Origin of the sequence: Rathayibacter iranicus NCPPB 2253 = VKM Ac-1602 (genome assembly GCF_003149025.1) — a bacterium.
GTDB classification, from domain to species: domain Bacteria; phylum Actinomycetota; class Actinomycetes; order Actinomycetales; family Microbacteriaceae; genus Rathayibacter; species Rathayibacter iranicus.
In genome coordinates, this window is the sequence record NZ_QGDV01000004.1 from 237975 (window position 1) to 250639 (window position 12665).

The following is a 12665-nucleotide window of genomic DNA, read 5'->3' on the forward strand; positions in this document are numbered from 1 at the left end:
TGATGAAGTGTCTTTTCCGTGCAACCCTTGCTGTCACCCTGGCTATCCCGGTGATGGTGACAGGCGCCACATCCGCGAGCGCCGACGATCGACCAACCGTCACTCAGCTCCTTGAACTCTGTAACAAGGGAACCCCGGACTCTTGCGTCTTCCATCCGCGCCGGGTGGAGATCTTCGACAGCCCTCCGCAATTGGCGGGTTCGAGCACCAACTGCTCCCCCTATAACGCCACGCGGGTAATTCGCTACGACGCACTCAGCGGGACGACGAACACATGGGGCGTCGAAGTGAATGCGAGAACGAAGCTCGGCGAAGCATTCGAGGTCGGGGTCTCGGCTACTGTCCAGCATCAGTGGCTCTGGACTGACACCAGGGGGGACGAGATCCGTCAGGACATCGGCCCCCGCGGAGCCGTGAACATCTGGGCCGCTAAGCAATCGACTCGGGTGGCGGGCACCTGGGAGATTCACTTTGGCTCGCGTTATTTCGGGCACTACATCTGGTACGTCGACGGCTCCGTTACCGGGCAAGTCGTCGGGCAGGGCTGGGAATTCCGGACCGAGCAAGTGCCGGCCGACTGCTGAATCCGGATCGCACGGTCTTGAGGAGGCGCGGACTCAGAACCGCTGACCGGCTGTGGTGCACCACTGTGCCACGACTCCTTAAGAAGAGGACCACCTGCCGAAATAAGACTGCGTGCCCGGAGGGGGGCGCGGCCCTAAATTGATGCTCAGCCGTGTCGCGCCCCGCCAGGAGAAACTTCAATCGTGGCTGTTGCTGCCGTTGCCGCGTCCGGTCGAGGACTGCAAGCGGTCGATGTGTTCGGAGGCCTGCGCCTTGGTGAGGTCGGCGGGGAGCGTCTCGCCCGCCTCGCGGGCAAGGGTGTCGAGGTAACTGCGCTGCGGGCCGGTCATCGGCTCGTCTCCGGTCACCCAGTCGGAGGGATCCTTGCTGGCACTGGTGTCACTACCGTCATCAGCACGGGCGCCGAGAACATCGCCCTCGGTCTTGACATCGGGATCGGTGGTGTTGTCATCGCTCATGCTCCGACGCTACGCCCGACCACCGACACTGACGAGGGCTTGCGGAGCAGTCTCCTGCAGCCCGCTTCAGGAGCCGAGCAGCGCGTGCGCGATGGTGAAGATCACCAGGCCAGCCAGCGAGCCGACGACGGTGCCGTTGATCCGGATGAACTGGAGATCCTTGCCGACCTGCAACTCGAGCTTCTCGGAGGTCTCTCGCGGGTCCCAGCGGTGAATAGTGTCGCCGATGATGCTGGCGATGTCCGTGCGGTACCGGTCGACGAGGTTGGCTGCGACCGATCCGATCCAGGAGTCGACGGTCGCCGCAAGGCCCGCGTCGGTCGAGAGGCGGCGGCCGAGATCGACCACGATCGACTCGATGCTGCCGCGCAGCGGACTCTCCGGGTCATCCATCGCGACCAGGAGTGAGGCCTTGGTCGCCTCCCAGGCGTCGCCCGCGAGTTCGCGCACGCGCGGGCTGTCGAAGGCGCGGTTCTTGATCTCCTCGACGCGGGCGATCAGGTCGGGATCGGTGCCGAGATCCTGCGCAAGAGTGGCGAGGTAGCCATCGATCGCGACCCGGAACGGGTGCCCCTGGTCGTCGCGCACAGCCGCGACGAAGACGAGCGCCTCGTGGTACAGCCGCTCGTCGACCGCTCGACTGACCGCTGAAGGCAGCCAGCTCGGCAACCGTCCGCTGACCATTCGCGTGAAGCTCTGCGGGTTCGCGGCGAGCCAGGTCTCGGCCTGCTCGACCAGTGTGTCGACGAGGCGGCGGTGATGTCCGGCCTCGACCACGCTGCCCACCAGCGAACCCAGCGGCGGACCCCACTGCGGATCGAGGAGGTGGCGCCGCGCCAGCGCCTCGATCACGCGCTGCACATCCGAATCGTCAAGCAGTGCGATCGCCGAGCGCACGGCCGCCGCACTCTCGCCGCCCACCCGGTGTGCGTTCTCAGGTTCGGCGAGCCAGAGGCCGGCGCGACGGGCGATCCCGAAGGAGTCGAGCTTCTCGCGGACGATGGCGCCGCGGAGGAAGTTCTCCTCGACAAACTGCGAGAGACTAGCCCCGATCTCGTCCTTCTTGGTCGGGATGATCGCTGTGTGCGGGATCGGCAAGCCCAGCGGCCGCCGAAACAGCGCCGTCACCGCGAACCAGTCGGCGAGCGCGCCGACCATGCCACCCTCGCTCGCAGCGCGCACCCACTGAAGCCCGGGGTAGCGCTCCTGCAGCGCGAACGAGATCGCGAACACGATCGCCATCACAACGAGCAGGCCCGTCGCGAGCCGCTTCATCCGGACGAGGGCAACGCGCTTTGCCTCATCGTCTCGCCCGACTGCCACCAGGGTCGTCATGACGCGGTGGGGAACCCCTCGTGACGGATACCCCACGCGACAGTCCATTCCTCACCCGGCTCCAGCCAGCGCAAACCCTGCCCGCTGGTAAGAGCGCCGGCCGGAGCGGTCATCGGCTCGACCGCGATCGCGGTCTTCATCTCGTCGCCGTCGGGAAAGATCCGGGTGATGAAGACCTGGATGAAGTTGTACGAGGCGTCGGCCCAGAGAAGCACGCTGCGGCCGTCGGCGGCGCGGAGTCCGTGCACGCTCTCGCCGTCGACCATCCGCACGTCGGCCCAAGCGTCGTCGAGTTCGAGGTCACCGATGCGGCGGCCACCGCGTAGGTCCCAGTCAGTGCCGTCGACCGGGCTCTGACCGGTGGGATTGAGGCGCTCGTCGACCTCGATGTGCACGGCAGCGTCCACGGTGATTTCGAGTTCATCGGTGGGGATGTCGCCGATGGCCAGGAAGGGATGCGTGCCGACCGCGACCGGAGCCTCGTCCGCTCCGACATTGACGACGCGGTGTACGACCCTCAGTCCGTCGGCCTGCAGCTCATAGCGGACCGAGGTCTCGAGGTGGAACGGATAGCCCGTCTGCGGCACGACCGGCGCCGCGAGTTCGACGAAGGAGGGGCCATGGTCGACCAGGCGGTAGGGGGTGCTGACCAGCAACCCGTGTATGGCGTTGTGGTATTTCGGCTCGGTGATGGCGAGCTGGAGCGTCTCGCCGCGGTGCTGCCAGCGGCCATCCTTCACCCGGTTGGGCCAGGGGATGAGCACGATTCCCGAGCCGAACGGCGGGACGGTGCTCTCGGGGTAGGAGGCGGTGATCTCGACTCCATCGACCGAGAGGTGACGCAGGCCTGCTGCCACCTCCGTCACGACGGCGTGGAGGTTGCGTCCGTCTGCGCTGAGGTCGAGCGAGAACTGGCGCCCGGTGGCGGGGGCGGGGGTGAAGTCGGCCATCCCTCAATCCTAGGGAGTGGCCCGCTCACCCAGCGTGCCGCAGCGGGTGACGGCGAGGCCCGACTCCTCCAGGCGGGTGACGAACTCGTCGTCGGCTGCGGCCCCGGTGAGGAGTCGGTCGAACTCGTCGGCGCTGGCGATCCGGCCGAGATCGACGACGCCGAGCTTGCGCGAGTCGGCGACGACGATTCGGTGCGCCGCCGCGTGCAGCATTCGGCGCTTGAGGGTCGCCTCGGGAAGGTTCACGTTCGTCACACCCGCCTCGGGGTGCACGCCGGTGCAGCCGATGAAGGCCACGTCGGCGCGCAGTCGCTCCAGCATCTCGGAGGCGAGCGGCTCGACGAGCGAGTGCTGTAGCGGGCGGAGGGTGCCGCCGGTGACCACCACGGTGAAGCGCGGAATCGCCGGTTCGAGGGCCAGGGCCGTCGACAGGCCGTTCGTGATGACGGTGACGCCGGTCAGCTCCGCCCTCGCGACAAGGGCGTGCGCGATGGCGAGCGGCGTCGTGCCGACATCAAGGATGACGCTCTGGCCGGACGAGACGGAGGCGGCGGCTTCCCGCCCGATCGCGGCCTTCTCGTCGGAGGCGGCGCTCAAGCCTTCCTCGAGCGAGCGCTCGCCGGGACGCTGCACAACGGGAATCGCGCCGCCGCGCACGCGCTGCACGGCTCCTTCGCTGGCGAGGACGGCGAGGTCGGAGCGGACCGTCACCACGGAGACGCCGAGCCGGTCAGCGAGTTCCGTCACGGCGACGAAGCCTGAGCGCTCGGCGAGCAGGCGGATGCGTAGGCGCCGCTCGGGCGCCGAGTTCGCCTCCTGGTCGCTGTCCGCCCTCATTCGGCTATGGTCGTGCGTCGAACAGAACTTGTCAAAGAGAAACCCGGGTTTTCTTTTCGAAGGGAGAGTCTTAGTCTTGCTCCTGCCATGAACGAAGCGATCCCCCTCTCCGCCGGCGTCATCAAGCGCCCGCACATGCTGGCCGACGGCCGCGAACTCGTCTACTACGACGACGCCGACACGACGCTCCCCGCCGAACGCTCAGCAGATGCTCGCGACCTCGATCCCCGCCCCGCGACCGCGCGCATGCGCCTAGACGTTCTCAGCGGCGACTGGGTATCGATCGCGGCCTCCCGGCAGAACCGCGTGGTCTTGCCGCCCGCTGAACTCGACCCGCTGGCTCCGGCCTCGCCGACCAACCCGTCCGAGGTGCCCAGCCGCTACGACGTCGCCGTCTTCGAGAATCGCTCCCCCTCCTTCGGACCGCTGCTCGACGACGCGGACGCGCCCGGCTCCCTGGACGATCTGCGAACCCTCGGCCTCGGCCGCACACTGACCAGCGTCGGTCGCTGCGAGGTCGTCTGCTTCAGCCCCGAACACGAGGGGTCCTTCGCGACACTGAGCGCTTCTCGCGCGCGGACGGTGGTCGAGGCCTGGGCCGACCGGGTCGGCGTCCTCTCGACGCTGCCGGGCGTCCAGCAGATCTTTCCGTTTGAGAACCGCGGTGAGGCGATCGGAGTCACGCTGCACCACCCGCACGGGCAGATCTACTCCTACCCCTACGTCACGCCGCGCACCACGCAACTCCTCGCGTCGCTCGACTCCTACGGGCCTTCCCTGTTCGCCGACGTGCTCGCCTTCGAGCAGGCCGGCGAGCGCGTCCTGATTCGCGGCGAGCATTTCACCGCCTTCGTGCCCTTCGCCGCACGCTGGCCCATCGAAGTGCACCTGCTGCCGCACCGCCAGGTGTCCGACCTCGCGGCGACCACACCGGAAGAGCGCGACGAGCTGGCCCGCCTCTACCAGCGGCTGCTGCGCGGCATCGACGCACTCTACGAGACTCCGACGCCCTACATCGCCGCCTGGCACCAGGCTCCGGTGCACGAGCGCCGCGATGAGGTGCGGATGATGCTCCAGATCACCTCCCCACGCCGAGCGGAGACGAAGCTCAAGTACCTCGCGGGCAGCGAAGCGGCGATGGGAGCGTGGATCGGCGACATCGCCCCCGAGACGAGCGCCACCGCCCTGCGCGCCGCAATCGAGCGGGCCGACGTCGAGCTCCTCGGTGGTGCCACCACGAGCGCCACGAGCGCCGCCGTCAGCGCCGAGGACATCCGATGACCGCCTCCGCCTCCCTCACCGCTGTCGCCCGCGGCGCAGCCGACGACTTCCAGCGCACCTACGGCCACCCCTCGGCCGGAGTCTGGGCTGGCCCCGGCCGGGTGAACCTGATCGGCGAGCACACCGACTACAACGACGGCTTCGTCTTCCCGTTCGCGATCGACCGTGCCACGGCGATAGCGGTTGCTCCCCACGAGGATCGGACGATCCGGATCGGGAGCGCCTTTTCCCCCGATGTCGTCGAGGTCTCCCTCGACCGACTCGACCCGGACGCCGTGTCCGGCTGGTCGGCGTATCCGCTCGGCGTCGTTTGGGCGCTCACCCAGTACGGCGTCTCTCTCGCCGAGCACGAGGGCTTCGATGCGTTCGTCGACTCGGATGTGCCCGTGGGCGCCGGGCTCTCGAGTTCGGCCGCACTCATGTGCGCGATGGCTGTCGCTCTCAACGAGCTTTGGGACCTCGGCCTCGACCGGGCAACGCTAGCCCGGGTAGGGCGGCGGGCCGAGAACGTCGCCGTCGGCGCTCCGACCGGGATCATGGACGAGTCTGCGTCCCTGTTCGGCAAGCGAGACGCCGCGGTCTTCCTCGACTGTCGCAGCCTCGACACCGAGGTGATCCCGCTGGGCTTCGAGGAGGCGGGACTCGTCTTGCTGGTCATCGACACTCGCGTCGAGCACGCGCACGCGACGGGCGGATATGCCGAACGTCGTGCGTCCTGCGAACTCGGCGCGTCGACGCTCGGAGTCGACTCGCTGCGGGAACTCTCGGTCGACGATCTGCCGCGCGCGCAGGAACATCTCGATGACGTCACCTATCGGCGCGTTAAGCACGTCGTAACCGAGGACGCCCGCGTCCTCGAGACTGTACGCACCCTCCGCGAGCACGGCCCGCGCGCGATCGGCAGACTGCTCGACGCCGGGCACGTCTCGCTCCGCGACGACTTCGAGATCTCGATACCCGAGCTCGACACCGCGGTCGAGGCGTCCCGCGGCGCGGGCGCGATCGGCGCACGGATGACCGGGGGCGGCTTCGGCGGCTCCGCGATTGCACTGACGCCGGTCGACAAGGAGGGAGATGTCCGGGCGGCGGTCCTCGCCGCCTTCGCAGAGAAGGGCTTCGCGACTCCCGAGCTGTTCCTCGTGACGGCGGCCGACGGCGCGGGTCGCGTGCTCTGACGTGTCCGCCCCCAAGGACTTCCACGCGAGCACGACCGCCTGGGCCTTCCCGCCCGAGGCGCGCGATCATGCCGCCGAGCCGCCCCCCAGCTCCGCGGTATCGACGGGTCCTCGTCGAGCGAGCGCACCCGCAGACGGATGCTGTGGCGCGCACGCTCGGCGAGGACGCGGTCGACGGCAGGGCGGCTCCGAGCACTCCTGCCGCGCAGGCGAGCGCCCGGGGCCTACTCAGTGCTCGAAGGTCGAAGCGTCGATCACGAAGCGATAGCGCACATCCGAGGCGAGCACGCGCTCGTACGCCTCAGTGATCTGCGACGCCGACACGACCTCGACCTCGCTCGCGATGCCCTTCTCGGCGCAGAAGTCGAGCATCTCCTGGGTCTCGCGGATGCCACCGATGCCGGAGCCCGCGAACGAACGACGAGCACCAAACAGCGTGAAGACGTGCAGCGGCAGCGGCTCGGCCGGGGCGCCGACGTTGACCATCGTTCCGTTGCGGCGGAGAAGACCGAGGTAGGCGTCGAGGTCGAGCGGAGCGCTCACCGTGTTGATGATGAGATCGAAGGTGTTCGCCAACTCGGTGAACGTCGCCTCGTCCTTCGTCGCGAAGTAGTGGTCGGCACCGAGGCGGAGGCCGTCCTCCTTCTTACTCAGCGTCTGCGACAGGACGGTGACCTCAGCCCCCATCGCGTGCGCGAACTTCACGGCCATGTGGCCGAGTCCACCGAGACCGACGACGGCGACGCGCGTGCCGGGGCCCGCCTTCCAGTGCGACAGCGGCGAGTAGGTGGTGATGCCCGCGCAGAGCAAGGGCGCAGCGGCTTCGTAGGGGATCGATTCGGGGACGCGCAGCACGAAGTCCTCGACAACGACGACGTGGGTGGAGTACCCGCCCTGGGTGATGCTGCCGTCGCGATCGACCGAGGCGTAGGTGCCGGTGTTGCCCTGCAGGCAGTACTGCTCCTCACCGGCGAGGCAGTTCTCGCACTCGCGACAGGAGTTGACCATGCAGCCGACGCCGACGCGGTCGCCGATGGAGTGCTTGGTCACCTCGGTGCCGACCTCGGTGACGACGCCGACGATCTCGTGCCCAACAGTGAGCGGGTACTGCACCGGTCCCCACTCGCCGCGCACCGTGTGGATATCGGAGTGGCAGATGCCGGCATACGCGATCTCGATCAGGATGTCGTGCGGTCCGACGTCCCGACGCTCGATCGTGGTCGGAACGAGCGGCTCGGTCGCGGAGGGGGCGGCGTAGGCGGTGACGGTGCGCATGGATTCTCCTCGTGGGTCGCGCTCCCTCGACGTGCCCCACGACTGGGGGATGCGAGAGCGCCGAACAACGCTACCGGGCAACCGCCTGAATGTTGCCCGCCAGCATGCGAAGCAGAGCGAGAATCAGCGCAGAGCGCGCTCGGCCGCGGTGACGACGTTATGGATCAGCATGGCGCGAGTCATGGGACCGACACCGCCGGGAACCGGCGACAGCCAGCCCGCGACCTCGGCCACTTCTGGAGCGACGTCGCCGGTGAGTTTCGCGCGCCCGGTCTCGGGGTTCTCGACCCGGGTGATCCCCACGTCGAGGACCGCCGCACCGGGCTTCACCCAGTCGGCGGCAATCAGTCCCGGCACGCCGACCGCGGCGACGACGATGTCGGCACGGCGCACCTCAGCAGCGAGGTCGACGGTGCGGGAGTGGGTGAGGGTCACGGTGGCGTCGAGGCCCTTCCGGGTCAGCAGCAGGCCGAGCGGACGACCGACCGTGAGGCCACGCCCGACGACGACCACGTGCTTGCCCGCTGTCGGGATGCTGTGGCGCCGGAGCATCTCGACGATGCCGTTCGGCGTGCACGGCAGCGGGCTCTCGAGCTCGCCCTCGACGCCGAGAACGAGGCGGCCGAGATTCGTCGGATGCAGGCCGTCGGCGTCCTTATCGGGGTCCATCAGCTCCAGCATCGCGTTCTCGTCGATGCCCGTGGGCAGCGGCAGCTGAATGATGTAGCCCGTCACCGACTCCGACTGGTTCAACCCGAGGATGGCCGCGCGAATATCGTCCGCCGTCGCCGTTGCTGGCAGGTCGACGCGGATCGATTCAATGCCGACCTCGGCGCAGTCGCGGTGCTTGCCTGCGACGTACGAGCGCGAGGCCGGATCGTCGCCGACGAGGAGGGTGCCGAGTCCGGGCACGACGCCCTGCTCACGCAGTGCGGCGACGCGCTCGGCGATCTCCGCCTTCACCGCTGCCGCAGTGGCGACTCCGTCGAGTACCTGTGCCGTCACGTCGGGCTCCTTGGTCTAGGCGCGGCGGAGGGAGGGCGTGCCCCGCCTGCGCCGCACGGGTGGTGCAGGGGATCGACTACAGCCCGGGGTACAGCGGGAAGTCGTCGGTGAGGCGAGCAACGCGAGTGCGTAGCGCCTCCAGATCGGCTGAGGGCTTGAGCGCCTCGGCGATAACGTCGGCGACCTCGGTGAACTCGGCGTCGCCGAAGCCGCGGGTCGCGAGCGCGGGCGTCCCGATCCGCAGGCCCGATGTGACCATTGGCGGGCGAGGGTCGAACGGCACCGCGTTGCGGTTTACCGTGATGCCCACCTCGTGGAGGCGGTCCTCGGCCTGCTGGCCGTCGAGCGGCGAGTTCCGCAGATCGGCCAGCACCAAGTGCACGTCGGTGCCGCCGGTGAGCACGTCGATGCCCTCGGCCTTCGTGTCGGCTGCGGTCAGGCGCTCCGCGAGAATCTGCGCGCCCCGGATGGTCCGCGCCTGGCGGTCGGCGAACTCGGCCCCGCCAGCGAGTTTGAACGCGGTCGCCTTGGCGGCGATGACATGCATCAGCGGTCCGCCCTGTTGCCCGGGGAACACGGCCGAGTTGAGCTTCTTCGCGTACTCCTGCTTAGCCAGGATGAGGCCCGAGCGCGGGCCGGCGAGCGTCTTGTGCACCGTCGAGGTGACGACGTCGGCGTGCGGCACCGGTGACGGGTGCAGCCCGGCGGCGACGAGGCCGGCGAAGTGCGCCATGTCGACCCAGAGTGTGGCGCCCACCTCGTCCGCGATGGCACGGAACGCCGCGAAGTCGAGGTGGCGTGGGTAGGCGGACCAGCCGGCGATGAGCACCTGCGGGCGGACCTCGAGAGCTTTCTCGCGGACGGCGTCCATGTCGATCCGGAAGGTCTGCGGGTCGACGCCATAGGAAGTGGCGTTGTAGAGCTTGCCCGAGAAATTCAGCTTCATGCCGTGCGTGAGGTGCCCGCCGTGCGCCAGCTCGAGGCCCAGAATCGTGTCGCCGGGCTGGATCAGCGCGGCGAGCGCCGCGGCGTTGGCGGTCGCACCCGAGTGCGGCTGCACGTTCGCGAACTCTGCCCCGAAGAGCGCCTTCGCCCGGTCGATCGCGAGCTGCTCGGCGACATCGACGAACTCGCAGCCGCCGTAGTAGCGGCGTCCCGGGTACCCCTCGGCGTACTTGTTGGTCAAGACGGAGCCCTGCGACTCGAGGACGGCACGCGGCACGAAGTTCTCGCTCGCGATCATCTCGAGGTACCCGCGCTGGCGGTCGAGTTCCTGCTGGAGGACGGCGGCGATCTCGGGGTCGACGACCGAGACGGGCTCATCGAACGACGCGGCGAGACCGGTGCTCGGGGCAGAGGAAGAGGACACGGACGCTCCTTGACTGGGAAACGGAAAGGGCCCGAGAGGTCGCCGGGAAGCGACCCGGCTCGTGTGGGCGACCCGAACTACGGTATCCGTTCCAGCCCAGGCGTGCGGCGAGAAAAGTGTCCGGAGGAGTGCTCCAGAGGAGGTGCTGCTCCCTGATGGTCACCCATCCGAACGCCAGTCGCAGCGCGTTCACTCTAGCAACGAGGGGCGCGTGGCGCGGTAAGTCGATCGTGCTGACGCGGGAGGAGGTCTGTGCAACGATCGCTCGAAGCTGTCTCCTCGCGGGACGCCGGAGGGAGCGACATGGCCGTGGCGATCGGTGATCAGGAACCCGCCTCCGTGACCGCTGCGGGCGATGCCGAGCTGGTGTCGCTGATCCGCCAGGGCCGCTCGGACGCGACAGCCGAACTCTGGCGCCGTCATGCGCTGGCCGGGCGTGCGGTCGCCCGCGCCTTCACCAGTGGCGCCGATCCGGATGACCTCGTCTCGGAAGCGTTCCTCCGGGTGCTCGGCGCCGTCGCCCGCGGGGGCGGTCCCGAGGGCGCCTTCCGCCCCTACTTCTTCACGGCGATCCGCAACGTCGCCTCCTCCTGGGCGCACCTCCGCCGCCGCGAGCAGCCCCTCGATGAGGGCAACGGCGAGCTGGTGGCCGACGGCCCCGATCCCGAGGAGCAAGCCCTCGCCGCGCTCGAGCGAGACCTCGGCGCGCGAGCGTTCCGGGCCCTGCCTGCGCGGTGGCAGGAGGTCCTCTGGTACACGGCGGTGGAGGGCCTCTCTCCCACCGAGGCAGCCCCGCTGCTGGGGCTGCGAGCTAACGCAGTGGCCGCCCTGAGCGTGCGCGCCCGCGAGGGATTGCGGGTCGCCTGGATCCGGGAGCATGTGAGCGATGCGGCAGCCAGCGGCGAGTGCAGATGGGTGCTGGAGCAAGCCGGAACGCACGCTCGGGGCAGGCTGGCCGCCCGTGATCGGTTACGCGTGCGCACACACCTCGCCGAGTGCGCCTCGTGCGCCGCGGCGCTGGCCGAGGCCGAAAGCGCTGGGCGCAGGCTCGCCACCGTGCTGCTTCCGCTGGTTGCGGGCGTGGCCGGTGCTGCCGCATGGGCAGGCCGGAGTGCAGAGCCTGCGTCGGTCGCCGTCGCGTCCGCGGGGCGTGCTGGGGCGCACGCACTGACGGGGCACGCGCCAGCAGGTACGGGACCAATCGCGGTCGGGGTAGCGGCGGCGGCGGGCCTAGTGCTCGTCGGGGTGATCGGCGTCGCGGCGCTCCTACCGGCCGCTCCTCCGGCGTCACTGGCCGTCTCCGAGGAAATACCCGCGACGGATGCCGAGGTGCCGCAGCCACCAGCAGGGGATGCTGGGAACCCGCAGTCGTCCGCGGCGGACGATGCAGGTGCGGCTCCGGCGACGACGGACAGCGGCGCCCGTGGCGCGGACGCGCCTGCCCCAGACATGGCGGCGGCCTCAGGGGTGAGCAGTTCCGGGAGAAGCGGCTCTGGAAGCGAGGCCAGCGCCAACGACGGCCGAGGAACGGCTCCATCGGCGGGATCCGGCGTTGCACCGCAGCCACCGGAGCAGCAGGATTCGAGAGGACACAGCGCAGCGACACCGATCGCCTCCGCCCCGGTACCGACGTCGGATTCGGTGCCGACCACCACCCGGACGATGACGCCTGCGCGCGCCGAGGCGCCTGGAACTGGACCGACTGCGCCGGTCTCGTCGACGTCCACCCCGCCTCCGGCGGCACCGATTCCGGGGTCACCCACTCCGCGACCTGCACCGAGCTTGCCCCCAGCGCCGACGCCGGGCCCGGGGACTCCGCCTTCCGGGCCCCCGTCCGTACCGACGGTTCCGGCTCCGGTTCCCGCCCCGGCACCGGTTCCGGCTCCTGCACCAGCTCCGGCACCAGCACCAGTTCCGGCTCCGGCTCCGGCTCCGGCTCCGGCTCCAGCACCAGTTCCGGCTCCGGCACCAGCACCAGCTCCGGCTCCGGCACCAGCACCAGTTCCGGCACCAGCTCCGGCACCAGCACCAGCTCCGGCTCCGGCACCAGCACCAGCACCAGCACCAGTTCCGGCTCCGGCTCCGGCTCCCGCTCCGGTTCCCGCACCAGCACCCGCACCCGCCGACACCGCCGGCCCATCCTCCAGCCCGAACCAATCGGCACCACCTGAGTCCGACCCGCCCGAGTCGAGCCCCGCGACCGATGACGCTCCGCCGACACCCGCGCCACTTCCCGCCCCCTCGATCCCCTTCCCCACTATCGAGCTTCCCGACATCGGGGGCGCATCGCACCCCGGCCGCCCCTTCCTCGTCCTCAGCACTCCCTTCCCCGTCGGCGAGATCGGTCCCACCGTCGCGATCCCGATCGCGCTCGGCTGAGTGATGAGGGCCGCTT

Annotated in this window: 11 protein-coding genes and 1 riboswitch; of the genes, 4 read left to right on the top strand and 7 right to left on the bottom strand. The window is 69.5% G+C overall.

Annotation, left to right across the window (positions count from 1 at the left end; translation table 11 throughout):
* Window positions 1-2: 2 nt before the first annotated feature.
* A complete protein-coding gene (locus B0H03_RS07065; RefSeq protein WP_127843965.1) occupies window positions 3-584 on the top strand; it encodes a hypothetical protein in 582 nt (193 codons plus the stop codon).
* 177 nt (window positions 585-761) lie between these two features.
* Here B0H03_RS07065 and B0H03_RS07070 read toward each other — a convergent pair whose 3' ends face one another.
* The 4 genes from B0H03_RS07070 to B0H03_RS07085 all read right to left on the bottom strand — a co-directional run bounded on the left by B0H03_RS07070 (window position 762) and on the right by B0H03_RS07085 (window position 4165).
* Entirely contained in the window at window positions 762-1043 is a 282-nt protein-coding gene (locus tag B0H03_RS07070; RefSeq protein ID WP_104265115.1) for a DUF3072 domain-containing protein, read from the bottom strand.
* 66 nt (window positions 1044-1109) lie between these two features.
* On the bottom strand, window positions 1110-2378 hold the full coding sequence (locus B0H03_RS07075) for a DUF445 domain-containing protein (RefSeq protein ID WP_104354007.1): 1269 nt from the start codon (window positions 2376-2378) through the stop codon (window positions 1110-1112).
* Window positions 2375-3328 carry an aldose 1-epimerase family protein gene (locus B0H03_RS07080; RefSeq protein ID WP_104265117.1) on the bottom strand — a complete coding sequence of 318 codons (954 nt, stop codon included), beginning with the start codon at window positions 3326-3328 and terminating at the stop codon, window positions 2375-2377. The genes B0H03_RS07075 and B0H03_RS07080 overlap by 4 nt, the downstream gene beginning before the upstream one ends.
* Before the next feature lie 9 nt (window positions 3329-3337).
* On the bottom strand, window positions 3338-4165 hold the full coding sequence (locus B0H03_RS07085; RefSeq protein ID WP_104265118.1) for a DeoR/GlpR family DNA-binding transcription regulator: 828 nt from the start codon (window positions 4163-4165) through the stop codon (window positions 3338-3340).
* An 87-nt stretch (window positions 4166-4252) separates the two neighbouring features.
* Here B0H03_RS07085 and galT point away from each other — a divergent pair, with 87 nt between their 5' ends.
* Entirely contained in the window at window positions 4253-5446 is a 1194-nt protein-coding gene (galT, locus tag B0H03_RS07090) for a galactose-1-phosphate uridylyltransferase (RefSeq protein ID WP_104265119.1), read from the top strand.
* Window positions 5443-6621, top strand: coding sequence for a galactokinase (gene galK, locus B0H03_RS07095; protein WP_104265120.1), 1179 nt, complete (start codon window positions 5443-5445; stop codon window positions 6619-6621). Before galT ends, galK begins: the two co-directional genes overlap by 4 nt.
* Before the next feature lie 228 nt (window positions 6622-6849).
* On the opposite strand, the gene B0H03_RS07100 is transcribed toward galK, so the two are convergent.
* The 3 genes from B0H03_RS07100 to glyA all read right to left on the bottom strand — a co-directional run bounded on the left by B0H03_RS07100 (window position 6850) and on the right by glyA (window position 10270).
* A complete protein-coding gene (locus B0H03_RS07100) occupies window positions 6850-7896 on the bottom strand; it encodes an NAD(P)-dependent alcohol dehydrogenase (RefSeq protein ID WP_104265121.1) in 1047 nt (348 codons plus the stop codon).
* 123 nt (window positions 7897-8019) lie between these two features.
* Window positions 8020-8901 carry a bifunctional methylenetetrahydrofolate dehydrogenase/methenyltetrahydrofolate cyclohydrolase gene (locus B0H03_RS07105; RefSeq protein WP_104265122.1) on the bottom strand — a complete coding sequence of 294 codons (882 nt, stop codon included), beginning with the start codon at window positions 8899-8901 and terminating at the stop codon, window positions 8020-8022.
* A 76-nt stretch (window positions 8902-8977) separates the two neighbouring features.
* Complete coding sequence (gene glyA / locus B0H03_RS07110; protein ID WP_104265123.1) at window positions 8978-10270, bottom strand: serine hydroxymethyltransferase; 1293 nt, start codon at window positions 10268-10270, stop codon at window positions 8978-8980.
* An 87-nt stretch (window positions 10271-10357) separates the two neighbouring features.
* Window positions 10358-10462, bottom strand: a riboswitch (ZMP/ZTP riboswitch).
* Between the two features lie 111 nt (window positions 10463-10573).
* Between glyA and B0H03_RS17245 the strand changes: the two genes are divergently transcribed.
* Complete coding sequence (locus B0H03_RS17245; protein WP_104354340.1) at window positions 10574-12649, top strand: sigma-70 family RNA polymerase sigma factor; 2076 nt, start codon at window positions 10574-10576, stop codon at window positions 12647-12649.
* Window positions 12650-12665 lie beyond the last annotated feature (16 nt).

Excerpts from the sequence above, each read along its gene's own strand:
- B0H03_RS07070 (WP_104265115.1), bottom strand. The coding sequence starts at position 1,043 with ATGAGCGATGACAACACCACCGATCCCGATGTCAAGACCGAGGGCGAT.
- B0H03_RS07085 (WP_104265118.1), bottom strand. The coding sequence starts at position 4,165 with ATGAGGGCGGACAGCGACCAGGAGGCGAACTCGGCGCCCGAGCGGCGC.
- B0H03_RS17245 (WP_104354340.1), top strand. The coding sequence starts at position 10,574 with ATGGCCGTGGCGATCGGTGATCAGGAACCCGCCTCCGTGACCGCTGCG.
- B0H03_RS07080 (WP_104265117.1), bottom strand. The coding sequence starts at position 3,328 with ATGGCCGACTTCACCCCCGCCCCCGCCACCGGGCGCCAGTTCTCGCTC.
- B0H03_RS07100 (WP_104265121.1), bottom strand. The coding sequence starts at position 7,896 with ATGCGCACCGTCACCGCCTACGCCGCCCCCTCCGCGACCGAGCCGCTC.
- B0H03_RS07065 (WP_127843965.1), top strand. The coding sequence starts at position 3 with ATGAAGTGTCTTTTCCGTGCAACCCTTGCTGTCACCCTGGCTATCCCG.
- galK (WP_104265120.1), top strand. The coding sequence starts at position 5,443 with ATGACCGCCTCCGCCTCCCTCACCGCTGTCGCCCGCGGCGCAGCCGAC.
- galT (WP_104265119.1), top strand. The coding sequence starts at position 4,253 with ATGAACGAAGCGATCCCCCTCTCCGCCGGCGTCATCAAGCGCCCGCAC.
- B0H03_RS07075 (WP_104354007.1), bottom strand. The coding sequence starts at position 2,378 with ATGACGACCCTGGTGGCAGTCGGGCGAGACGATGAGGCAAAGCGCGTT.